This window comes from Ruegeria sp. AL7, from assembly GCF_056536105.1.
In genome coordinates this window covers 23,532-45,926 of sequence record NZ_JBQFJF010000001.1, presented here as the reverse complement: position 1 = coordinate 45,926, position 22,395 = coordinate 23,532, and the positions used below count along the sequence as shown (strand labels likewise).

At 58.5% G+C, this 22,395-nt stretch carries 19 protein-coding genes and 5 pseudogenes; 8 read left to right on the top strand and 16 right to left on the bottom strand.

Features of this window, described 5'->3' with window-relative positions; all coding sequences use genetic code 11:
* Positions 1 to 10 precede the first annotated feature (10 nt).
* Positions 11 to 1,507: a phosphomannomutase/phosphoglucomutase gene (locus ACR3E2_RS00270; RefSeq protein ID WP_480482190.1), complete on the top strand. Its 1,497-nt coding sequence runs from the start codon at positions 11 to 13 to the stop codon at positions 1,505 to 1,507.
* Between the two features lie 47 nt (positions 1,508 to 1,554).
* On the opposite strand, the gene ACR3E2_RS00265 is transcribed toward ACR3E2_RS00270, so the two are convergent.
* Positions 1,555 to 3,510 (bottom strand): AsmA family protein, encoded by a 1,956-nt coding sequence (locus tag ACR3E2_RS00265; protein ID WP_480482192.1) that lies wholly within the window; start codon positions 3,508 to 3,510, stop codon positions 1,555 to 1,557.
* 95 nt (positions 3,511 to 3,605) lie between these two features.
* Between ACR3E2_RS00265 and rimO the strand changes: the two are divergent.
* Positions 3,606 to 4,993, top strand: a pseudogene (rimO, locus tag ACR3E2_RS00260) (30S ribosomal protein S12 methylthiotransferase RimO).
* 137 nt (positions 4,994 to 5,130) lie between these two features.
* On the opposite strand, the gene ACR3E2_RS00255 reads toward rimO, so the two are convergent.
* Positions 5,131 to 5,319 carry a hypothetical protein gene (locus tag ACR3E2_RS00255; RefSeq protein ID WP_209504738.1) on the bottom strand — a complete coding sequence of 63 codons (189 nt, stop codon included), beginning with the start codon at positions 5,317 to 5,319 and terminating at the stop codon, positions 5,131 to 5,133.
* A 226-nt stretch (positions 5,320 to 5,545) separates the two neighbouring features.
* On the opposite strand from ACR3E2_RS00255, the gene ACR3E2_RS00250 reads away from it, so the two are divergent.
* Entirely contained in the window at positions 5,546 to 5,788 is a 243-nt protein-coding gene (locus ACR3E2_RS00250; RefSeq protein ID WP_480475549.1) for a CDGSH iron-sulfur domain-containing protein, read from the top strand.
* Here ACR3E2_RS00250 and ACR3E2_RS00245 read toward each other — a convergent pair whose 3' ends face one another.
* The 5 genes and pseudogenes from ACR3E2_RS00245 to ACR3E2_RS00225 all read right to left on the bottom strand — a co-directional run bounded on the left by ACR3E2_RS00245 (position 5,789) and on the right by ACR3E2_RS00225 (position 7,382).
* Positions 5,789 to 5,983 carry a DUF6455 family protein gene (locus ACR3E2_RS00245; protein WP_480492610.1) on the bottom strand — a complete coding sequence of 65 codons (195 nt, stop codon included), beginning with the start codon at positions 5,981 to 5,983 and terminating at the stop codon, positions 5,789 to 5,791.
* 42 nt (positions 5,984 to 6,025) lie between these two features.
* Positions 6,026 to 6,316, bottom strand: coding sequence for a DUF6455 family protein (locus ACR3E2_RS00240; protein ID WP_480482196.1), 291 nt, complete (start codon positions 6,314 to 6,316; stop codon positions 6,026 to 6,028).
* 14 nt (positions 6,317 to 6,330) lie between these two features.
* Positions 6,331 to 6,582, bottom strand: a complete 252-nt coding sequence (locus ACR3E2_RS00235) for a DUF6455 family protein (protein WP_267366457.1) — start codon at positions 6,580 to 6,582, stop codon at positions 6,331 to 6,333.
* 68 nt (positions 6,583 to 6,650) lie between these two features.
* Positions 6,651 to 7,020, bottom strand: a pseudogene (locus ACR3E2_RS00230) (YigZ family protein).
* On the bottom strand, positions 7,017 to 7,382 hold the full coding sequence (locus ACR3E2_RS00225) for a M48 family metalloprotease (protein WP_480492608.1): 366 nt from the start codon (positions 7,380 to 7,382) through the stop codon (positions 7,017 to 7,019). Before ACR3E2_RS00225 ends, ACR3E2_RS00230 begins: the two are co-directional and overlap by 4 nt.
* A 462-nt stretch (positions 7,383 to 7,844) precedes the next feature.
* On the opposite strand from ACR3E2_RS00225, the gene ACR3E2_RS00220 reads away from it, so the two are divergent.
* On the top strand, positions 7,845 to 8,084 hold the full coding sequence (locus ACR3E2_RS00220; protein ID WP_480482202.1) for a hypothetical protein: 240 nt from the start codon (positions 7,845 to 7,847) through the stop codon (positions 8,082 to 8,084).
* Here the strand turns inward: ACR3E2_RS00220 and ACR3E2_RS00215 are convergent.
* Entirely contained in the window at positions 8,081 to 8,287 is a 207-nt protein-coding gene (locus tag ACR3E2_RS00215; RefSeq protein ID WP_480492809.1) for a DUF167 domain-containing protein, read from the bottom strand. The two genes, ACR3E2_RS00220 and ACR3E2_RS00215, sit on opposite strands and share 4 nt — an antisense overlap.
* A 202-nt stretch (positions 8,288 to 8,489) precedes the next feature.
* Between ACR3E2_RS00215 and ACR3E2_RS00210 the strand changes: the two genes are divergently transcribed.
* Both ACR3E2_RS00210 and ACR3E2_RS00205 read left to right on the top strand, forming a co-directional pair.
* On the top strand, positions 8,490 to 9,068 hold the full coding sequence (locus tag ACR3E2_RS00210) for a nitroreductase family protein (RefSeq protein ID WP_480482206.1): 579 nt from the start codon (positions 8,490 to 8,492) through the stop codon (positions 9,066 to 9,068).
* Entirely contained in the window at positions 9,065 to 9,763 is a 699-nt protein-coding gene (locus tag ACR3E2_RS00205) for an EI24 domain-containing protein (protein WP_480482208.1), read from the top strand. Before ACR3E2_RS00210 ends, ACR3E2_RS00205 begins: the two co-directional genes overlap by 4 nt.
* Before the next feature lie 6 nt (positions 9,764 to 9,769).
* On the opposite strand, the gene ACR3E2_RS00200 is transcribed toward ACR3E2_RS00205, so the two are convergent.
* Positions 9,770 to 10,042, bottom strand: coding sequence for a DUF1467 family protein (locus tag ACR3E2_RS00200; protein WP_480482210.1), 273 nt, complete (start codon positions 10,040 to 10,042; stop codon positions 9,770 to 9,772).
* Between the two features lie 24 nt (positions 10,043 to 10,066).
* Positions 10,067 to 10,471: a methylmalonyl-CoA epimerase gene (mce, locus tag ACR3E2_RS00195; RefSeq protein WP_480482212.1), complete on the bottom strand. Its 405-nt coding sequence runs from the start codon at positions 10,469 to 10,471 to the stop codon at positions 10,067 to 10,069.
* 136 nt (positions 10,472 to 10,607) lie between these two features.
* Here mce and ACR3E2_RS00190 point away from each other — a divergent pair, with 136 nt between their 5' ends.
* The gene (locus ACR3E2_RS00190; protein WP_480492607.1) at positions 10,608 to 11,330 is read left to right on the top strand and encodes a response regulator; all 723 of its coding nucleotides are present in this window, start codon (positions 10,608 to 10,610) and stop codon (positions 11,328 to 11,330) included.
* A gap of 175 nt (positions 11,331 to 11,505) precedes the next feature.
* Here the strand turns inward: ACR3E2_RS00190 and aspS are convergent, their stop codons facing one another.
* The 5 genes and pseudogenes from aspS to ACR3E2_RS00165 form a co-directional block, all read right to left on the bottom strand.
* The gene (aspS, locus tag ACR3E2_RS00185; protein ID WP_267364254.1) at positions 11,506 to 13,281 is read right to left on the bottom strand and encodes an aspartate--tRNA ligase; all 1,776 of its coding nucleotides are present in this window, start codon (positions 13,279 to 13,281) and stop codon (positions 11,506 to 11,508) included.
* 79 nt (positions 13,282 to 13,360) lie between these two features.
* On the bottom strand, positions 13,361 to 14,032 hold the full coding sequence (locus ACR3E2_RS00180) for a CPBP family intramembrane glutamic endopeptidase (RefSeq protein ID WP_480482216.1): 672 nt from the start codon (positions 14,030 to 14,032) through the stop codon (positions 13,361 to 13,363).
* Positions 14,029 to 14,163: a hypothetical protein gene (locus tag ACR3E2_RS00175; RefSeq protein ID WP_480492606.1), complete on the bottom strand. Its 135-nt coding sequence runs from the start codon at positions 14,161 to 14,163 to the stop codon at positions 14,029 to 14,031. Before ACR3E2_RS00175 ends, ACR3E2_RS00180 begins: the two co-directional genes overlap by 4 nt.
* Positions 14,164 to 14,198: 35 nt before the next feature.
* On the bottom strand, positions 14,199 to 14,672 hold the full coding sequence (locus ACR3E2_RS00170) for an aminotransferase class IV (protein WP_480492604.1): 474 nt from the start codon (positions 14,670 to 14,672) through the stop codon (positions 14,199 to 14,201).
* A pseudogene (locus tag ACR3E2_RS00165) lies at positions 14,627 to 15,752 on the bottom strand (aminodeoxychorismate synthase component I). The gene ACR3E2_RS00170 and the pseudogene ACR3E2_RS00165 overlap by 46 nt, the downstream one beginning before the upstream one ends.
* Positions 15,753 to 15,930: 178 nt before the next feature.
* On the opposite strand from ACR3E2_RS00165, the pseudogene carB reads away from it, so the two are divergent.
* A pseudogene (carB, locus tag ACR3E2_RS00160) lies at positions 15,931 to 19,283 on the top strand (carbamoyl-phosphate synthase large subunit).
* A gap of 63 nt (positions 19,284 to 19,346) precedes the next feature.
* On the opposite strand, the pseudogene ACR3E2_RS00155 reads toward carB, so the two are convergent.
* A pseudogene (locus ACR3E2_RS00155) lies at positions 19,347 to 22,392 on the bottom strand (efflux RND transporter permease subunit).
* Positions 22,393 to 22,395 lie beyond the last annotated feature (3 nt).

Here is a 22,395-nt window from a genome sequence, read left to right as displayed (position 1 = left end):
GAGACTTGTTATGACCAAACCAATTCCCGAGGTAACACCGAACACCTGGAGTTTTCTGCGCGACGCGATGATCAAACCCACCGGGTTTCGCGAATATGACGCCCGCTGGAAATATCCGGAAGAGATCAACCTTCCAGGCATGACAGCGCTGGGCCTTGGGCTGGGTACCCAAATGCGCAGGCGCGGGATCGAACCCGTGATCGCCGTAGGAAACGATTATCGTGACTATTCACTGGCGATCAAAAACGCCCTGATCCTGGGATTGATGCAGGCCGGTATCCGCGTGAAAGACATTGGCCCTGCGCTTAGCCCAATGGCCTATTTCGCGCAGTTTCATCTGGATGTACCGGCCGTGGCGATGGTTACGGCCAGCCACAATCCAAACGGCTGGACTGGGGTCAAAATGGGCTTTGACCGCCCTTTGACACACGGCCCCGACGAGATGTCTGAATTGCGCGACATCGTTCTAAACGGCGAAGGTCAGACGCATGAGGGTGGATCTTGGGAATTCGTCGAGGGCGTGAAGGAAGCGTATATCGACGACCTCGTCGGTGATTTCAAAGTGTCCCGCCCGCTAAAGATTGTCTGCGCAACCGGAAACGGCACCGCTTCGGCCTTTGCGCCCGAAATCTTCGAACGGATGGGGGTTGAGGTCGTCCCCAGCCATAACCGGTTGGATTACACTTTCCCGAATTACAACCCGAACCCCGAAGCGATGGAAATGCTGCATGACATGGCGGCAACGGTAAAATCCAGCGGTGCCGATCTGGCACTTGGGTTTGACGGTGACGGTGATCGTTGTGGCGTCGTAGATGATGAAGGCGAAGAAATCTTTGCCGACAAGGTGGGTGTGATCATGGCCCGCGATCTTGCCAAGCTGCACCCCGGATCGACCTTTGTCGCAGATGTGAAATCTACCGGCCTGTTTGCCAGCGATCCCGAGTTGCAGGCCCTTGGCGTCAAGGCAGATTACTGGAAAACCGGCCACAGCCACATGAAACGGCGCGTCAAGGAAATCGGCGCGCTGGCTGGGTTCGAAAAGTCGGGCCATTACTTTCTGGCCGAGCCGGTCGGGCGCGGTTATGACTGCGGAATGCGCGTAGCGGTCGAGATCTGCAAGCTGATGAACCGCAACCCGGATCAAAGCATGTCCGACCTGCGCAAGGCGCTGCCCAAAACATGGTCAACGCCCACCATGTCACCTTATGCAGCAGATACCGAAAAATACGATATCCTGCAGCGTCTGGTCGACAAGCTCGTTGCCAAGGGAGATGCGGGCGAAACACTCGCAGGCCGTGCGATCAAAGAGGTCGTTACGGTGAACGGCGCACGTGTCATTCTGGACAATGGCAGCTGGGGGCTGGTGCGGGCTTCATCCAACACACCCAATCTGGTGGTCGTCTGTGAAAGCAGCGAAAGCGAGGCTGAGATGCGGGCGATCTTTGTCGATATCGATGCGGTGATCAGAACCGAACCCGGTGTTGGAGATTACGACCAGACCATCTGAAGAAAACTGCTTGGGGCATATCTGATTGCCCCAAGCGCAACACTTGCTCAGTTGCCGCCAAACAGTTTGAGCAGCCCTTTCTTCGCCTCTTCTTCAAGCTTGTTCTTAAGCGCATCTTCGATCTGATCGCTGTCCGTGATGGTGGTATCCAGCTCGTTTCCAACCTTCTCGAAAACTTTCTGTTTCGCGTCGTTTTCCAGCTCTTTGACCTTCACATCTGCCGCTGCTTCGATGACCTTGGTCAGATCCGGCTTGATTGACGGGTTGCTCCACGGGCCAACGATACGCACAGGCACCGATATGCCCTGCCCCGAATTGGCCCGCAAAGCTACGGGCGTGAACAGATAATCGATATTGCGCGCACCCAGCCCCACGACCCCCTGACCATCGGCGCGGAAATTCTTAAGCGACATAAGCAGATCGTTATTCGTCAACACACCCTGATCGATGGTGAAGCTGGCCGACAGGCTGTTGAACACCGTTGTTCCGCCCGATCCGGTCCCCTGCCCCATAAGTCGATCCAGATCGAAACCGGATATTACCCCCGTCCCGACATCCAGATTTCCCTTACCGCTGAGAGACCGCATGATCTGATCCTCAGACTGACCGACACCCAGAAACTCAATGGTTCCTGCCGCGCTTCCCGACAGGCGTTCGACACCGGCCAACGTTGACAATGCCTGATTCAGATCAATCTCACTTGCCGTCACCTTGCCGCCCACGGACAGGCCATTGCGATTGTTGGCAACCACCTGCCCGTTCAACTGACCCGAAAACAACGTCGCCGGATGCATCGCAAGAACCGCCCGCGCGTGATCCAGTGTCAGCGTCAGGTCACTTTTCCCAAACGTCATGCCGGGAACTGCGATTGAGTTGGCCGTCAGGCGAATATTGCCATTCGCCAAAGCCAACGCGGATGCGTCGATTGGGTCTTTTGACCAACCTTCCTGAGCTGGTGAGGCAGGTTGAGACGCGCCACCCGACCCGGTGCCGGTTTCGGATATCTTCGACAGGTCCAGATCGCCCGCATCCAGGCGTGCGACGATCTGAGGGGGATCGGAAATGGTGATATCCGCCTCTCCGACAAACCGGTTGCCATCCAACTGCGCTGTCATATTTCGCAGGGAAATCCGACCGTCCCGCGTATAGGTCATTTGCGCAGAGATATCGGCAACGTTACCCAATCCAGACGGCACAGTCACGCCCGCCTGACCGAAGGCCGCCAGCATCTTTTCTGTATCTTGGGTGATGATCTTTGTGGTTCCGTCCATCTCTCCGGCCAGATTGACGTGGCCGTCAAAGCCGATCTTGCCGCCCGGTGCAGTCAGGGCCAATTCAAGCGCGGTTACGGACCCTGCGGCAAAAGCTGGCAAGTCCGGAATCTTCAGATCGACCTGAACAGCACCTCCGGGTACAGGCATTGATGCCTCCATTACCATCGGTGCAGTGACCTGAGGCCAACTGGCCGACAAGGTTACATCAGGAAAGTCCATCTGCGTGGCACCGTCTTCCACATAGATCAGTCGCGCATTATTAAGCTGCAACTCTTCCAAAGTTACGGCCGACGATGCGCTGGCCGGAACCGTCCCTGCAGACGGTGTGGCCGTCGCGGTGGTCACAGGCGCGCTCAGCTCCCAGTTTCCGCGCCCTTGCGAACGCTCCAGCCGCAGCACCGGGTTTTCCGCGAAAACGCGTTTGATCCGCAGATCCCCATTCAAAAGCGCAGCAGCATCCACGCCCACGGCAAGGCTATCAGCGCTCAGCATCGGCTCTGGCCCGGCCCAGCTGGCGTTCCCAAAACGCACGGGCCCGGTTTCCATCCCCAGCACCGGCCAGAACGACAGGCGCACGTCGCCGCTCAATCTCAGTTCGCGCCCGGTCTGGGCTTTGACCTGCTCAGCCAGAATCGCGCCAAGCTTGTCTCCGGGCATCAGCAAAAGCGCGCCAATTACCAGCGCAATCACTGCCACAACAATAAACAGGATGCGTATCAGCCATTTCATGATCTGCTCTCCGCCTTTTGGCTTGTCTTTGCCGCGATCATTCAAATCGCACGTCACATTTGCAAGAGGAAGCTTTCCCCACTATATGCCGCGCCATGACGACGAACCCGCCAAACCTCCGCCCCGACCTGGCTCCGGCCGCCCGGATCACCGAGACACCCCGTTCAAACCAGCCGACGATCGGCATGGTGTCGCTGGGCTGTCCAAAAGCTTTGGTCGACAGCGAACGCATTCTGACCCGGCTTCGTGCTGAAGGATACGGCATTTCGCCCGATTATGCCGGGGCCGATGCCGTCATTGTGAACACCTGCGGGTTCCTCGACAGCGCCAAGGCGGAATCGCTGGACGCAATCGGAGAGGCGCTGGTTGAAAACGGCAAGGTCATCGTCACCGGCTGTCTGGGGGCCGAACCGGATTACATCCGCGAGCACCACCCCCGCATCATGGCGGTCACCGGACCGCATCAGTACGAGCAGGTTCTGGATGCGGTTCACGCCGCCGTTCCCCCTGACCCTGACCCGTTCGTTGATCTGCTGCCCGCCAGCAGCGTTCGATTGACCCCCCGCCACTACAGTTATCTGAAGATCTCAGAGGGCTGTAACCACAAATGCAAGTTCTGCATCATCCCCGATATGCGAGGAAAACTGGCCAGCCGTCCGGCCCATGCGGTTCTGCGCGAGGCGGAAAAGCTGGTCGAAAACGGCGTGCGCGAACTGTTGGTGATCTCGCAGGATACTTCGGCCTATGGGCTGGACCGGAAATACGATGTGAACCCGTGGAAAGACCGCGAGGTGCGCAGCCACATCACCGATCTGGCCCGTGAACTAGGTCAGATGGATGCCTGGGTGCGGCTGCACTATGTCTATCCCTATCCACATGTGCGTGAGTTGATCCCCTGATGGCGGATGCCGGGTCCAACATATTGCCGTATCTGGATATCCCGTTCCAGCACGCTCACCCGAATGTTCTGAAACGGATGGCCCGCCCCGCCGCAGCGGCCAAAACTCTGGACGAAATCCAAGCCTGGCGCGCAATCTGCCCCGATATCACCCTGCGTTCGACCTTTATCGTTGGCTATCCGGGTGAGACCGAGGCCGAATTCCAAACCCTGCTGGACTGGATGGACGAGGCGCAACTGGATCGTGTCGGCTGTTTTCAATATGAAAACGTGGATGGTGCGCGCTCAAACGACCTGCCTGATCATGTCCCGGCCGAAATCAAGCAAGAGCGGTGGGATCGCTTCATGGAAAAGGCTCAGGCCATTTCAGAAGCCAAGTTGCAAGCTAAAGTCGGACAAACGCTTCAAGTAATCGTCGACGAAGTGGATGACGAAGCCGCCACCTGCCGCACCAAATCGGACGCGCCTGAGATCGACGGCAACCTGTTCATTGACGAGGGCTTCGAAGGCTTCAAACCCGGCGATATCGTCACCGTCGAAGTGGACGAGGCGGGGGAATACGATCTGTGGGGGAAACCCGTTTAACGCCAGTAGCCTGCCCCATAGTGTTTTCGGGTCAATAGTTACGAAGTACAGCTCAGGTAGAAAAAACCGCCATGAATGGCGGCGAAAATTCCTGAAAATGGTGCAGGCGGTCCGTAGTCAAACCGCCTGCGAAAAGCTTACTGAGAAACCGGGTTGCAGACGGTTTGACCTGCTTCGGTTGTTGCCAGTTCATAGCCTGCCGAGCAGCTGGCCGAGCCATACTTGTCATAGTCGGGTTGTACGTAAACAGGGGTCGGTTCTTCCTGCTGCGCACAAGCGGTCAGGACCAGGGCAAATGCGCCAACGGCTGCAAGTTTCAGTTTCATGTCCGTCAATCCTCTATTACTTTTCTGATATTGCCCAGCTTTTCGGGCCGCTTCCAGAGTACGGGCTGAACGGCAATCTGGCAACTAAAACGGTCACTTCCTTGTGAGGAAGAGCGATTCCATGCCAGTTCGAAGCCCAAACGATGATCCTTGCGGCATTACAGCTACCTTTTTGTCTGCATCGTCCTAAACTGTGTGACGTTTCAGCCAAATACGGAGAAGCCAGATGTCAGACACACCCGTTATTGCCCAGAAAACCCCTTTTCCAGTCGAAGTTGCCGAAGGAAAAACCTATTTCTGGTGCGCGTGTGGAAAGTCGAACCGGCAACCCTTTTGCGATGGCTCACATAAAGACAGCGGGTTCGAACCGGTGAAATATACGGCCGAGGCCAGCAAAAAGGTCTTTTTTTGCGGGTGCAAACACAGTGCAAACGCGCCGTTGTGCGATGGAACGCATAAAGACCTTTGATCAGCCCTTCAATCTGTTCAGCGTCTCTGAATTTGCACAGAAATCCGGGGCCGTTTCCGCTGGATTCTGCCGCTGAGCCAGCCAGTTGGCGCATTGCGCATCACAGCCCGAGGCGCGACAGCGCGTGACCAGCTCAGCGTATCCTTCGGGCGACAACCGCCCTTCGGCCATGGCTTCGCTCAGTGAAATTCCCATGCTGCGGGAAACAGAGCGCGTCAACCAAAGTGCTTTTCGACCTCACCCAGAATATCCCGAGGCATCACGCGTCCTCCGCTTGCAAGCTTTGATGGCCTTGAATCGACCGCGGTTCGGGCATGTGCACGGGGCATGATCAATCTGTTCGCGCCGTTCCAGCCACTCCGGACAGGTTCTGGCCCAGGTACAGCCGCGACACTGTTGCACGATCTCGGCCCAATCCTCATGTTTCAGGTGACCATCCCGATAGGCTGCGGCCAGGTCGGTTCCTGTGACCTCGCCCATCCGCAACACCAAACGAAGATGGGCCATGATTTCACCGAGACGTGGCATGGCGAACCTGACAGTTAAGGCATCAATTTGTGCAGTAACTCCTGGTTACGACAATACTCCGGTGTCCGCCCAGCCGTCGCCATTTTTTTAAGCAGATCCTGACAATGATCCGGGTTCGGGCAATCGGTACATCGCAGAACTGCGTCAGAAATCTGGTCGACAGATAGCTTGCCGCCAATGGCTGCTTCCTCAAGATCGATGTCCAGCATTCTGGCCATATCGTCCACCAATCCGGCATGAAGCCGCAAGGACTCTCGGGTGGGCATGCTGTGTCCTTTCCCTTTCGCGCTTTACGAAATCCTAGCGCATCCGGAAGGTCGGACTTTGATACAGGTCAAGATTGGGCGCCGATGTGGTCCAGATAGGCCCGGGTTGCATCCTGAACGCGGCGAAAACGGTCCCCACCCAGCTTTTTTGCCTCCGTACCAGCGGGTGACGATGATCACGTGATTGTCCAGCCCTGCACGCTCGATCATCCGCAGGATTACCATACCGGCGCCACTTTCCCCATCATCGGCCTTCAGCGCACCGGTCGGCAAGGAGGCGGCCCAGGTGTTATGTGTGGCCTTGGCATAAGATTTATCGGACTTCAGTTGGTCCAAAACCGCGTCAACTTCCGCGCGTGATACCACGCGCGCCCCGGAAACCGCATATTTCGACCCGCGATCCGTCAAAATCACGCCAAGGCGCACAAGATCAGTCATTGTGCCAGTCCCAGTTGTGTCGCGGTTTCAAGCACGATGTGAACGCGCTGCGCGTTTGGCGGGTGGGTGCCCAGAAACCTGTCGCCGGGATCCGGAATCCGGTCAAAGAACTTCGCCCCAACCAGCGGGTTGTAGCCCGCATTATGTGTAATGATCGTGCCCATCTGGTCAGCCTCAAGCTCAAAATCCTTCACATAAGCCTGAACACCAACCTGCGCCCCAACTTTCTGGGCCTCTTCTATGTCGGCGGCGTCGCCCCCGCGCAGCTTTTCCGCCTTTCCGAACTCAGTTGCGCTTGCGCTGGCATTTTCGCTTTGCCGTGCGATGTGGCCCAAAACGTGATGGGCCGCCTCGTGCCCCATGACAAAAGCCAGTTCATCTGCATTTGTGTGGAACGGATCATCGCAAGTGTAAAGATTATGGTGGGTTGCTTCTGGTCGTCCAATGTCTGAAACGCATTGGCCGGCGCACGTGGGTTCAGATCAACGAGAATCCGGAAATCGCATTTCTGAAGCCTTGATTGTTTCAAACACTGGCTGCGAGCCTCGGCCCCAATGTTCTGGCTGACTTCGCGAAAGGTCTGGGCCATGGTTTCGGACTCCGGCCCTTCACCCAGCCAATCCGCGGCGGGTTGCACGCGCAGTGCACCTTCCGCACAGGCCGCAAGCAGCAGGGGAAGCACCAAAACAAAGCGTCTGCGCATGTTACATCCTTCGGCTCGGTCTGACCGTGATTTCAACATAGTACGTGCTGTTCAGAGTGACCACACAATGCTTTGAAACGAACGTCTTGCATTGCGCGTCGACGGCTTGCACTCTGTCCTTATGTTTTCGATTGAGCATGAATTCGACTCGACGGTCATAACGCTTGTGGACGAAGGTGAAAAACCTTTGCAGGAGGATGTTGTGATCAACAATTTCGCCGAATGCGTCACGCTGGAACAGTTTGATCCGCGAACCGACCAGGTGCAAAAGATCACCTTGTCGCCCGAACAGGTCCGCGATCTGGCCGCAGCGCTGGACCTGCCCGAGGGAGTTTACCAGATCCGTGAATCGGGATCTTAGGGCGCATAGACAAAAACCTTGCTGCGCGAAGTTTGCCCCTGCTTGAGTGACAGTGTCGAAGGCGCGACGCCAAGACATTTCGCAAGAATTACCTGAACCGCATGGTTGGCTTTACCACTGTCAGGCGGTGCCGTGACAAATACCCTGATCTGCCCGTCTTCCACGACCACCCGGTCGCGCGCAGCCTTGGGTGTTACTTTCAGATGAAACGTTGTCCCGGCGTGCGCCTGCGCGCTGAGATCCGGCAGATCTCGTAGTTTGATTTCGCCATTGTCGCCCCTTCCCTCAATAGTCTTGCATGATGGGCGGTGGAATGAAATTGATCCACGCGATCCGTCGCCGCGCCCTTGAAACCCTCGGCATGCCGACCAAGATACAGAGACGTGATGTAAAGGAAGTTAACATATGTCCAAGAAAAACCCCGCTGCTCTGGAGTTTTTGCAGTCGCGCCGGTCCCGACCCGCCAAGACACTGGTGGCCCCGGCCCCGACACGGGATGAGTTGCGCCCCTTGCTGATCGCAGCTGCACGCAGCCCCGATCACGGAAAACTGGAACCCTGGCGATTTATCGTTCTGGAACAGGGGGCCATGGCAAGACTGGCAACCCTGACCGAAGCCTGCGGGCAAAGACTTAAGAAAAGTCCGGAAGATATTACAAAAGCACGCAGCCAATTTGACATGGGACAACTGGCCGTAGCCGTAATCGAAGTACAAAAACCGTCCGAGAAAATACCCGCGATCGAACAAACCTATTCTGCGGGCGCGGTCTGTCTGGCCCTGCTGAATGCCGCGCTGGCCGCGGGCTGGGGTGCAAACTGGCTGACAGGTTGGCAAACCCACGACCACGACTTCTGTGTCGACGCCTTTGGCCTTGCCAAGAACGAGCGTGTCGCCGGGCTGATACATATCGCCACCGAAGGAACTGCCCCACCCGAACGCCCGCGGCCCGATGTGGCAGCCATAACGGAATGGATCACAGAATGATCATCCTGAACGCCTTTTTCAGCGCGCTAAGCCAGATCGGAGATCCTAAGTTCCGCGCCGTTCTGCTGCGCGGTGTAGGTTTGACCATCCTGTTGCTGGGTCTTGCCTGTGCGGGTGCGATCAGTTTGATCAACTGGTTGTCGGGCAGTGAAATCTCTCTGCCGTTCGTCGGCGCAGTGCCATGGCTGAACGACGTTCTGAACTATTCAGGTATCGTTCTCGTCCTGATCCTGCCTGTTTTCCTGATGGTGCCGGTGGCGTCAGCCATCACATCGATCTTTCTGGACGAAGTGGCACAAGCGGTCGAGGACAAGCATTTTCCAGCCTTGCCACCTGCACGACGCATCCCGGTGTCGGAGGCCCTGTTTGACGGCCTCAGCTTTCTTGGCGTGCTGATTGTCGCAAACCTGCTGGCGCTGATCCTCTATGCGGTCTTCACCCCGTTTGCGCCCTTCATCTTCTGGGCCATGAACGGGTTCCTGTTGGGGCGGGAATACTTCACGCTGGCTGCAATGCGCCGGATCGGGCGGGATGGCGCGCGCCAATTGCGGGCCAGGCATTCGACCACGATCTGGGTCGCTGGAACGCTGATGGCCATTCCGCTGTCGATACCGCTGTTGAATCTGGTGATCCCGATCCTTGGCGCAGCGACATTCACCCATATTTTTCATGCTGTGTCAGGCCAAAAGGTCTGACACAGATTAGCGCGGCTCCAGTTGGTTCAGCCAGTCGAAGTCCCGCACCGAAATCACACCGGAAATGATGATGCCGCCAATGATAGCCCACAAAACCACAGCAATGGCGGTGGTGATCCACATCTTGGCTTTCAGGTGATGGACTTCCGGCGCACCCGCATGGGTGCCCGGAACGATATCGTTCAGGTCACCCTGAGTTTTGATGCGAATGGGCAAAACCACTAGCAACGTCATGAACCAGATGACGGCGAACAGCACCAATGCAGCAGTAATGGTCACTTCAGCCCCTCCGGGTTTTGCGGATCATACCTGTTCCAGCTCGACAAGGCAGCCGTTGAAGTCCTTGGGATGCAGGAACAGCACCGGCTTGCCATGCGCGCCGATCTTGGGCTCCCCCGACCCCAGAACACGGGCGCCGGTCGCTTTCAAATGATCACGGGCGGCGATGATGTCTTCGACCTCATAGCATACGTGGTGAATGCCGCCTGCCGGATTCTTTTCCAGAAACCCGTTGATCGGGCTGTCGTCGCCCAGCGGGTACAAAAGTTCGATCTTGGTGTTGGGCAGTTCGATGAACACAACCGTGACGCCATGATCCGGCTCGTCCTGCGGCGCACCGACCTTGGCGCCCAGCGCTTTGCGGTACTGCTCGGATGCCGCCTCAAGGTCGGGTACGGCGATGGCAACGTGGTTCAGACGTCCAATCATGTCTCACTCCTGATGTCCTGCGTTGCGTGGGTTATGGGGGCTGCTCTGCGAAAGAACAAGTGCGCCAAATCGCGCGTTAACGTCGTGTTAGCCAGAAGTTCCTAGCGTGAAGCATCTGCTGGATAGGAGAGCTGCCATGGACGATTCGGGCCTCATTGCCACCACCGCCGCCACGCCCACCGCAACGCGGCCCTTGCTGGGACAGACAATTCTGGTTGTTGAAGACAGCCGATATGCCTGCGATGCGATCCGCCTGATGTGCCTGCATAGCGGTGCACGTATCCGACGCGCTGACTGCCTGAAATCGGCACGGCGACACCTGCAGATCTATCGCCCCTCGGTCATTCTGGTCGATATGGGCCTGCCCGACGGGTCCGGAGCTGACCTGATCGCCGAACTGGCCGAAGCTTCACCACGGATCAGCGTGATCATGGGCCTGTCGGGCGATGACACTACCGAAGGTCTGGCGTACGCAGCCGGAGCGGATGGATTTCTGTCCAAGCCGATAAAATCATTGTCGTATTTTCAGAAGTCCATTCTGGAGCGCCTGCCCGAGGATCGACGCCCAAGCGGGCTCCACTCGGTTCGCGACGAAGTCATCCGACCCGACCCGATGGCTTATCAGGACGACATGGCGCATATCGCCGATGTCCTTACCGGGCCCAACGATCATCGCGCATGGGATTACGCTGCCCAGTTCCTGCAAGGGGTCGCACGGGAAGCCGATGACAGACCGTTGGCAGAAGCCGCCCGAAAGCTGGCGCTGTCACGGGCGAACGGCGCACCGATCACAGCGCAGGCAGCGCAGGTCGCCGGCATGGTGCAGAACCGTCTGGAACAGAAAGGCGATTTGACGTGATTGCAGCTTATTTCATCACTGCAACGCTTCTGTGCATCTGGGCCTATCGCCAAACACGGCAGACTGCACGCTCAATTCGTGTCAACCGTGGGGATTTGAACAACCCGCTGGACTGACCCGCGAATGCTAATCGGCTTCAAAATGAAACCGCCCGCTTGATGCGGGCGGCTCTCGTTCAGTCCTGCGGGATGAGGCGCAAGCCCAGTTCCATCAGCTGATCCGAGGTCGGGTCTGAAGGTGCGTCCATCATCAGATCTTCGGCCCGCTGGTTCATCGGGAACATCATGACCTCGCGGATATTGGCCTCATCCGCCAACAGCATCACGATCCGGTCGATCCCAGCAGCGCAGCCACCGTGCGGCGGCGCACCGTAGTGGAAGGCGTTGAACAGAGCGCCAAAGCGGGATTTCACTTCATCCTCGCCATAGCCTGCCAGTTCAAAGGCCTTCAGCATGATCTCCGGCTTGTGGTTCCGGATCGCACCCGACACCAGCTCATATCCATTGCACGCCAGGTCATACTGATACCCGCGCACATCCAGTGGGTTGCCCTGTAGCGCTTCCATGCCGCCCTGCGGCATCGAGAACGGGTTGTGCTCAAAGTCGATCGCGCCGGTTTCTTCGTCTTGCTCGTAGATCGGGAAATCAACAATCCAGGCAAAGGCAAAGCGGTCTTTCTCGGTCAGCCCAAGCTCGTCGCCGATCACATCGCGCGCCTTGCCTGCAACCTTTTCAAAGGCTTTCGGCTTGCCGCCCAGGAAAAACGCCGCATCGCCGACACCCAGACCCAATTGCTGACGGATAGCCTCGGTCCGCTCGGGGCCGATGTTCTTGGCCAGCGGGCCTGCGGCTTCCATCCCTTCGCCCTGATCGCGCCAGAAGATGTAGCCCATACCGGGCAGACCCTCTTTCTGGGCAAAGGCGTTCATGCGGTCACAGAACTTGCGGCTGCCACCGGTTGGCGCGGGGATAGCGCGAATTTCGGTGCCTTCCTGTTCGAGCAGCTTTGCAAAAATCGCAAAACCAGACCCGCGGAAGTGGTCGGAAACCACCTGCATCTTAATTGGGTTCCGCAGGTCGGGCTTGTCCGTGCCGTACCACAGAGCCGAATCCTTGTAGGAAATCTGCGGCCAGTCCTGATCGACCTTGCGACCGCCACCGAACTCTTCGAACACACCGGTCAGAACGGGCTGGATCGTGTCGAACACGTCCTGCTGCTCGACAAAGGACATCTCGAGGTCAAGCTGGTAGAAATCGGTGGGTGAGCGGTCGGCGCGCGGGTCTTCGTCGCGGAAGCAGGGCGCAATCTGGAAATACTTGTCGAAACCCGACACCATAATCAGCTGCTTGAACTGCTGCGGGGCTTGCGGCAACGCGTAGAACTTACCCGGATGCAGGCGCGACGGCACAAGGAAGTCACGCGCGCCTTCGGGTGAGGACGCGGTGATGATCGGCGTCTGGTACTCGCGGAACCCCTGATCCCACATACGCTTGCGCATGGAGGCCACCACGTCCGAGCGCAAGGTCATGTTGCGCTGCATCGCCTCGCGTCGCAGGTCGAGGTAACGATAGCGCAGGCGGGTTTCCTCGGGGTATTCCTGATCGCCGAACACCATTAGCGGCAGTTCCTCGGCGGCCCCCAGAACTTCCAGTTCGCGCACGTAAACCTCGATCTCACCGGTGGGCAGTTTCGGGTTCACCAGTTCGGCGGCACGCGCCTTGACGGTTCCGTCGATGCGGATGCACCATTCGGAACGCACCTTTTCAAGCGCAGCAAAAGCGGCGCTGTCGCCGTCACACAGGATCTGGGTTACGCCGAAATGGTCGCGCAGGTCGATGAACAGGACGCCCCCATGATCTCGGACCCGATGCACCCAACCGGACAGGCGAACGGTTTCACCGACATTAGCGGCGGTCAGTGCGGCGCAGGTGTGGCTGCGATAGGCGTGCATGGATCATATCCCTTCGGGCGCAGAATTCGTCGCGCCGATACACCCTGTCAGGCCCGGAAAGTCAAGGCGGGTCGCCCTGTCAAAACGGCCTTTGCACGTTGCCTGAGTAGAAATAGACACCCAGCCCGACCGCAAAGATGATATTGCCCGCAATCGCGTGCAGCAGCACCGCGTAGAAGAACGAACCGCGCTGCCTGTAGGCCCATGTAAACAGCAGCCCGCCCGCAAATGTCATGAGGGCGACAGTCCAGCTCCAATACATCAGATGCGCGAACGAGAAGATGGCAGCATTCAGCACATAAGCCGCACGCCCCTCTGGCAGGATCGAGTGATAACGCCGGAAGAACAGTGGGCGGAACAACAGTTCCTGAGGCAGTGCAGACAAAACAGGATAACCGATCCAGATAAGCGCCAGCATCTCAGGGCGGTGTACTAGCAGAAAAAACGCGGCGTCGGGGCGTGTCACCTGAATCAGCCCAACGCAAAACACGGACATGAAAGCGGTAAACAGCACAACTTCGCGAAGCGACCAGTTGGCCCAATCATAGCGCAACTCGGCCCATTGAAAGCCCGGTGTCCAATGCAGCAGCGTGATCCCCAGCCCGGTCAGGGCAAACAGAGCCGGAAACATCCAGTTCGGTGGAAACAAAACCGCGATGATCAGCGGCAGGACAACATAGAACAAGCCGAACTCAACCCTTAACCGCGGCAATGCATCTGGCGGTCCGACCATCGTGCTGTCTTTGGTCACGTGTCTATCAGCTCCACCCGGATCAGCCCGCGCAATGAATTGCCCATGTAGGCAGTTTGTGCGTTTTTTAGATCGCTCAAGGTCAGCACGGCCTCAGACACCGTTCCTTTATCCAGTAATTCTTCGCGCAATATGCCAGGCAACAGACCGCTGGACAGCGCAGGTGTCAGAATACGACCGTCCTGTTTTTCGACGAAAGGTTGCTGATGGTGCCCTCACACAGCTCATCAAGCTCATTCAGGAATAACACCTCGTCTATGCCATCCGTCAGCGCGGCGCGAGTATTGTCATAAAGGGCGCGGCGGCTTGTCTTGTGACGCAGCCAAAGATCATTGGAAGCCAGTCGCTGATCAGACAGGGCGATGCGCCAGACCGGAGGGTTGCTGGCCAGAACCCCGGTGGTCAATTCGAATGCACCCGATGCGTCCAGTGTAAGGCGGCACCGCAAGGTGTCGCCCAACGCGCCATCCAGCGCGGCGGTCGCTAAATCCGGGTTGAAGGGAAGGCCAAAGGCCGCAGCGGTTCGGGCCATGCGCGCAAGGTGACGGTCTTTTCGGACAAAGCCCTGACCTGGCCGAAACGCCAGTGTTTCGATCAGGCGGAAATCAGGCTCAGCTGGCGGGCGAAGCGGGCTTTCCATAGCGCCTCCTCATATTCTGCCGGGGCGGTGCTGTCCCAGACAAGGCCCCCGCCCACGTTCAGGGTGGCCTGATCGTCTTCCAGCATCAGCGTACGGATGGCCACGTTGAACTCGGACCGCCCATCAGGCGCGGCCCAGCCGATGGTGCCACAATAGATGTCGCGCGGCCAGGGTTCCAGCCCGGCCAGAATTTCCATGGCGCGAATTTTGGGGCGCCCGTGATCGAGCCGCAGGAAACAACGCCGTCAGTATATCGCTGAGCCCTGCGCATTTGAGCAACTGGGCACGGACAAGTGAAACCATCTGATGCACTGTCGCATAGGTTTCCACCTTGAACAGTTCAGGGACATGAACGGAACCGGGCAATGCGACACGGCTGATATCGTTGCGCAGAAGATCGACGATCATCAGGTTTTCCGCCCGGTTCTTTTCGTCCGTGGTCAGAAACGCCCGGCGCCGCATATCCTCGTCCGGGTCTTCGCTGCGCGGCTGGGTACCCTTCATCGGTCGTGTCTCGATCTTTCCATCCGCGTCTGTGCGGAAGAACAACTCTGGCGAGCGGCTGAGCAAATCCGGTAACCCGACCTGCTGCACCAGCGCGCCATGCCCAACGGGCTGCCCCGCTGCCAGTGCCGCATAAAGGGTTTCACTGCTGCCCGAGACGGTCAGGTCAATCGGAAAGGTCAGGTTCGCCTGATAGATATCACCGGCACCGATAGCACCATGCACCACCTGAAAGGCTTCGCCATAGCGCGCCTCGTCCCAGCGCGGCTGAAACGCGCGCACCACGCCTGCGGGCGTCGGTAAAGAAACCCGATCCGGCGCGCCGTAGACCCCAAAGCACAGCAAGGGCAGCCGACGCGATTCCGGCAAAAGTTTGATCAGCCGGGGTTCAAGCACATATCCCAGTTCATAACTGGCATAGCCAGCCAGCCAGGCCCCGCCCGCGCGCGCCTCATCCAGCGCCGCCAGAGCCTGGGGCACGTCCTCCGCCGTATCCGCGCGGATAATCCGAGTCGGGCGCTGAAACCGGGTTCCGCGACCGGCTGGTCCCTGATCAAAACGAATACGCAACTGCATCCTCTTTTGCCGTGAAGGGCGATATAGAGAATACTCTGGCAGGGGAAAGGGGGGAAAGCGGCAATTTCGCTTCTGTTTCCGATACCCCTTGAACCTTTCTGCGTGGTCCCTATAACGCACGACAATTTGGGCGCTTGGGCGGCGCCCGCGACTCGTACAAAATCGAAGGGGCCAGGCCATGCCGAAGAGAACCGACATCAAGTCGATCATGATCATCGGGGCGGGTCCCATTGTTATCGGTCAGGCCTGCGAGTTCGACTATTCCGGCGCTCAGGCCTGCAAGGCCCTGCGCGAAGAAGGTTACCGGGTTATTCTGGTCAACTCGAACCCGGCGACAATCATGACTGACCCCGGACTTGCCGATGCCACCTATATCGAGCCGATCACGCCCGAGGTCGTCGCCAAGATCATCGAAAAGGAACGCCCTGACGCCCTGCTGCCCACAATGGGCGGGCAAACCGGTCTGAACACCTCGCTCGCGCTGGAAGAGATGGGGGTGTTGGACAAGTTCGGTGTCGAGATGATCGGTGCCAAACGCGACGCCATCGAGATGGCCGAGGACCGAAAATTGTTCCGCGAGGCGATGGATCGGCTGGGGCTGGAAAACCCCAAAGCCACCATCGTGACCGCCCCCAAGAAGGCCGACGGCTCTGCCGATCTGGACGCAGGTGTTCAGATCGCTCTGGACGAGCTGGAGGAAATCGGCCTGCCTGCCATCATCCGCCCGGCCTTTACCTTGGGCGGCACAGGCGGCGGCGTGGCCTATAACCGCGAGGATTATATCCATTTCTGCCGCTCGGGCATGGATGCCTCGCCTGTCAACCAGATCCTGGTCGATGAAAGCCTGCTGGGCTGGAAAGAATACGAGATGGAAGTGGTGCGCGACACCGCCGACAACGCCATTATCGTCTGCTCCATCGAAAACGTCGACCCAATGGGCGTGCACACGGGTGACTCGATTACCGTGGCCCCTGCCCTGACGCTGACCGACAAGGAATACCAGATCATGCGCAACGGCTCGATTGCCGTCCTGCGCGAGATCGGGGTGGAAACCGGTGGCTCGAACGTGCAATGGGCAATCAACCCCGATGATGGCCGCATGGTTGTGATCGAAATGAACCCGCGCGTGTCGCGTTCATCGGCGCTGGCCTCCAAGGCGACGGGTTTCCCTATTGCCAAGATCGCCGCGAAACTGGCCGTCGGCTACACGCTGGACGAGCTGGACAATGACATCACCAAGGTCACGCCTGCGTCGTTCGAACCTACCATCGACTATGTCGTCACCAAGATCCCGAAATTCGCGTTTGAAAAATTCCCCGGCTCTGAACCCTACCTGACCACTGCAATGAAGTCAGTGGGTGAGGCGATGTCCATCGGGCGCACCATCCACGAATCCATGCAGAAGGCGCTGGCATCGATGGAATCCGGCCTGACCGGGTTTGATGAGATCGAAATTCCGGGGTTGAGCATCGGCCTGTGGGATGAGGTCGAAAGCAGCGATGACAAGGCGCATGTCATCAAGGCGATCAGCAAGCAGACCCCCGACCGTCTGCGCACTATCGCACAAGCCATGCGTCATGGCCTGGCCGACGATGAAATCTTTGGCGTCACCAAGTTTGACCCCTGGTTCCTGGCCCGCATTCGCGAGATCATCGAAGCAGAACGCACCGTGCGCAAGGACGGTCTGCCAGTGACCGAAGAAGGCATCCGCAAGCTCAAGATGCTGGGCTTTACCGATGCGCGTCTGGGCAATCTGTCAGGCCGCAGCGAAGATAACGTGCGCCGCGCCCGCCACAATCTGGGCGTTACCGCGGTCTTCAAACGCATCGATACCTGCGCTGCTGAGTTCGAAGCGCAAACCCCCTATATGTACTCGACCTACGAAGCCCCTATGATGGGCGATGTCGAATGCGAGGCACGCCCAAGCGACCGCAAGAAGGTCGTTATTCTTGGTGGTGGTCCGAACCGGATCGGTCAGGGGATCGAGTTCGATTATTGCTGCTGCCACGCCTGTTATGCGCTGACCGAGGCCGGGTACGAGACCATCATGGTCAATTGCAACCCCGAGACGGTTTCGACCGACTACGACACCTCGGACCGTCTGTATTTTGAGCCGCTGACCTTTGAACACGTCATGGAAATCCTGACGAAGGAACAGGAAAACGGCACGCTGCACGGTGTGATCGTTCAGTTCGGTGGTCAAACACCGTTGAAGCTGGCCAACGCGCTTGAGGCCGAGGGTATTCCGATTCTGGGTACCACACCGGACGCAATTGACCTGGCCGAAGACCGTGAACGGTTCCAGGCGCTGGTCAATGAACTGGGCCTGAAACAGCCCAGAAACGGTATTGCCTCGACCGATGAAAAGGCGCTGGAGATTGCCGAAGAGATCGGTTTCCCGCTGGTCATTCGCCCCTCTTACGTTCTGGGCGGTCGTGCGATGGAAATCGTGCGCGATATGGATCAGCTGCGACGCTATATCAACGAGGCCGTTGTGGTCTCGGGCGACAGCCCCGTACTGCTGGACAGCTATCTGGCGGGCGCGGTCGAGCTGGACGTAGATGCGCTGTGTGACGGCACCGACGTTCACGTGGCGGGCATCATGCAGCACATCGAAGAAGCGGGCGTTCACTCGGGCGATTCCGCCTGTTCGCTGCCGCCCTATTCGCTGTCGAAAGAGATCATCGGGCAGATCAAGGAACAGGCATTCAAACTGGCCAAGGCGCTGAATGTCGTTGGCCTGATGAATGTGCAATTCGCGATCAAGGATGATGAGATCTATCTGATCGAAGTGAACCCGCGCGCCTCGCGCACCGTGCCGTTTGTTGCCAAGGCCACCGACAGTGCAATTGCGTCGATTGCGGCGCGCGTCATGGCGGGCGAGAAGTTGGCCGATTTCCCGATGCGCCCGCCCTATCAGGAAGGCAAGGACACCAAGATCGCGGACCAGATGACGCTGGCCGATCCGGACATGCCGTGGTTCTCGGTGAAAGAAGCTGTCATGCCATTCGCCCGTTTCCCCGGCGTCGACACCATCCTTGGCCCGGAAATGCGCTCGACCGGCGAGGTGATGGGCTGGGACCGTGACTTCCCACGCGCGTTCCTCAAGGCGCAGATGGGCGCGGGCATGGTGCTGCCGTCCTCTGGCCGTGCGTTCATTTCGATCAAGGATGCCGACAAGGGCAAAGCCATGCTGGAAGCGGCGCAGGTTCTGGTTGATCAGGGTTTCACGCTTGTGGCCACGCGCGGCACGCAAAGCTGGCTGGACGAACAGGGTGTTGCCTGTGACGTGGTGAACAAGGTGTACGAAGGTCGCCCGGATGTTGTGGACATGCTGAAAGACGGTCAGGTGCAGCTGGTGATGAACACCACCGAAGGTGCGCAGGCGGTTGAGGACAGCAAGGCCATCCGCTCGATCGCGCTGTATGACAAGATCCCGTATTTCACCACCGCAGCAGGGCCAACGCCGCAGCACTGGCGATTAAGGCACAAGCTGAGGGCGACGTCGAGGTGAAATCGCTACAGGGGTAAAGACCCTGACCCAATGAAAAAGCCCCAGAGGAAACTCTGGGGCTTTTATTTATTTTCAATGCCTTACGCAGGCGCCTCCGTCGTTTTCTTTCGTTCGTCACGGGCGAAGAACAGCAGGTAAAACACCGGTGCCGCAACCATTGTCAGCACGGTGGCAAATGCCAGACCGCCCATGATCGTCACTGCCATCGAGACGAAGAACGCATCCGTCAGCAGTGGCGCCATGCCCAGAATGGTCGTGACAGCCGCCAGCATGACGGGCCGCAAACGCGACACGGATGCTTCGATGATTGCCTCGCGCAGGGGCTTGCCGGTGGCGCGGACCAGATCGATTTCCTCGACCAGAACAATGCCGTTCTTGATCAGCATACCCGACAGGCTGAGCAGGCCCAGAAGTGCCGTAAAGGTGAAGGGCAGTCCTGTTCCCAGCAGGCCGATCACCACGCCGTTCACGGACATCGGCACCAGCAGCCAGATGATGATCGGCTGGCGGATTGCGTTGAACAACAGGACCGAAATCAACACCATGATCAGCAGGCTCAGCGGCAATTGTCTGCCCAGGCTTGCCTGCGCGTCGCGCGAATTTTCGAACTCACCGCCCCACTCCATCTTGTACCCGGGCGGCAATTCGATGGCCTCGATGGCGTCTCGCACTTCGGCGTGAACCTGTGCCGCAGTCAGGTCGGGCGGGATGTCCGCGCCGACGGTGATAGTCAGAACCCGATCACGACGGTGAACCAGCGTATTGAGCGTTTTGTACTCGAATCCATCCACCATTTGTTCAATTGGTACAAATTTTTCCGACTGGTCCGAGTACACGACCTGATCGACGATCGAGTAATCTCCGTCCGCAGGTCGGCGCAGGATGATCGGGATCAGGCGGTCGCGCTCGCGGAACACACCACCCGTAATGCCGTCGGTCGAGAATTGCAGGGTGGCGGCGATGTCTTCGCGTGTGACACCGGCTGTCTGCGCCCGTTCGGTGGCATAGATCGGTTGCAGAGCCAGTTCCTGTTCGCGCCAGTCGTGATGAACCAACAGCGCGTTCGGGGATGCGGCTGCCATGCGCTGTACCGCCTCGTCCGCAAGCTGGCGCAGCACGACCGGATCGCTGCCCGAGAAGCGGGCCTGAATCGGATCACCACCGCCGGGGCCAAAGACCAGACGCTTGGTGCCGAACTCACCTTCGGGGAACTGGACGGACCCAAACGCCTCAAGGTCCGCTTGCAACGCCGGGATGTCGTCCAGGCTTGCTGTGCGGATGACCATGTGCCCATAGCTGGGATTCGGCTTTTCGGCTGAATAGGTCAGCATAAAACGGGTAGCCCCGGCCGACAAAGGTCGTGACCGAGACGACGTCGTCGCGTGCTGCCAACCACTCTTCGAACACCGCCATGTCTTCGGCGGTTCGTGCAATCGGTGTGCCCTGCGGCAGTTTGTAGTGCACGAAGAACAAAGGCGTGTTGGAGTTGGGGAAGAACTGCTGTTTCATCAGCCCAAACCCGGCATAGCACACCACGGTTACGCCGACGAGACCAGCAACAACCAGCCATCGGAAGCGCAGCGCAAAGCGCAGGATCGCACCATAGGTGCGGAACAGGAGGCCGCCGTAAGCGTCGATCTCGCCTGCTTTGCCCTGTTTGAAGAAGTAATGCCCCAACAGCGGCGTGACGGTGATCGCCAAAACCCAGCTGAGCAACAGTGAAATGCCAATCACGGCGAACAGAGAGAACAGGAATTCTCCGGTTGCGTCAGGGCTGAGGCCAATGCCCGCAAAGGCCATGATGCCAATCACGGTCGCACCCAGCAACGGGATTTGGGTTTTCGATGCCACATCCTCGGCCGCATCGCGCGAGGACTGGCCGCGCAGCATGGAAATCTGCATCCCTTCGGCCACGACGATGGCGTTGTCCACCAGCATCCCCATGGCGATGATCAGGGCACCCAATGAGATTCGTTCCATCTCGATTGAGAAGAGCGACATGAACAGAAGCGTGCCGACCACGGTCAGCAGCAGGGTCGAGCCGACGACAATGGCCGCGCGCCAGCCCATGAAGATGCCCAGCACGGCGACCACGATGGCCACCGACATGGCAAGGTTCACGAGAAAGTCGTTCGAGGCCTGCTCGACCACCACATGTTGCTGATAGATCGGCAGGATTTCGACACCGAAGGGAATGCTTGTGTTCAACTCCGCGAATTTGGCGTCAGCGCGTTTGCCGACTTCGACAATGTTTTCGGTGGCCAGACCCGCGATGCCCAAGGTGAAGGCCTCGGTCCCGTTGTAGCGGATAATGATGTCGGGGTCGTTCTGACGGGCACGATAGACATCGGACATGTCAAAGAGGTTGATCACCTGCCCTTGCGAACCGACAGACAGGCCCGCAATGGCCGACACACTGTCCGACCCTTCGGCCGTCAGAATGGTGGTGCGCTCGTTATCAGAGCGCAAGGACCCTGAGGAATTGACCGAATCCGCATTGGCGATGGCCTGGTTGATTGCTTGCAGCGGGACATTCTGGTTCACGGAAATCGCCAGATCGGGTTCGACAAAGATCGCCTCGTCCGGCAGGCCCTGAACCTCGACATCCGCAACGCCGTCAACAGTCAGCAGTTCCCGCCGCAAGAAGGTTGCCAGTTCGTGCTTTTCGGCGTCCGAGAACCCTTGGGCGGTCACCGCATAGAACAGGCCGAACACGTCGCCGAACCCGTCATTCACAAACGGCTGGCCGACGCCCGATGGCAGGCCGCGCGCGGCGTCGCGCACCTTGGCCCTGAGCCGGGTCCAGATGGCAGGCAGTTCGGTGCCGTCATATGTCGACTTGATCTCAACCTCGATCAGGGACCGTCCGGGTTGATTGACCGAGGTGATGACATCCACCTCGCCCATCTGCTGTATGGCGGATTCCAGCGGTTCCGATACTTCCAGCGCCACCTGTTCGGCGGTGGCACCGGGGTATTGCGTGGCGATGACCGCGTTTTTGATTGTAAAGGCCGGGTCTTCCAGACGGCCAAGCGATGTGAACCCCCAGATGCCCCCAATGAGGGCAATGAGGATGACCAGCCATGTGTAAAGCGGCCGGTCGATTGAGGCGCGGGCGATGTTCATCTG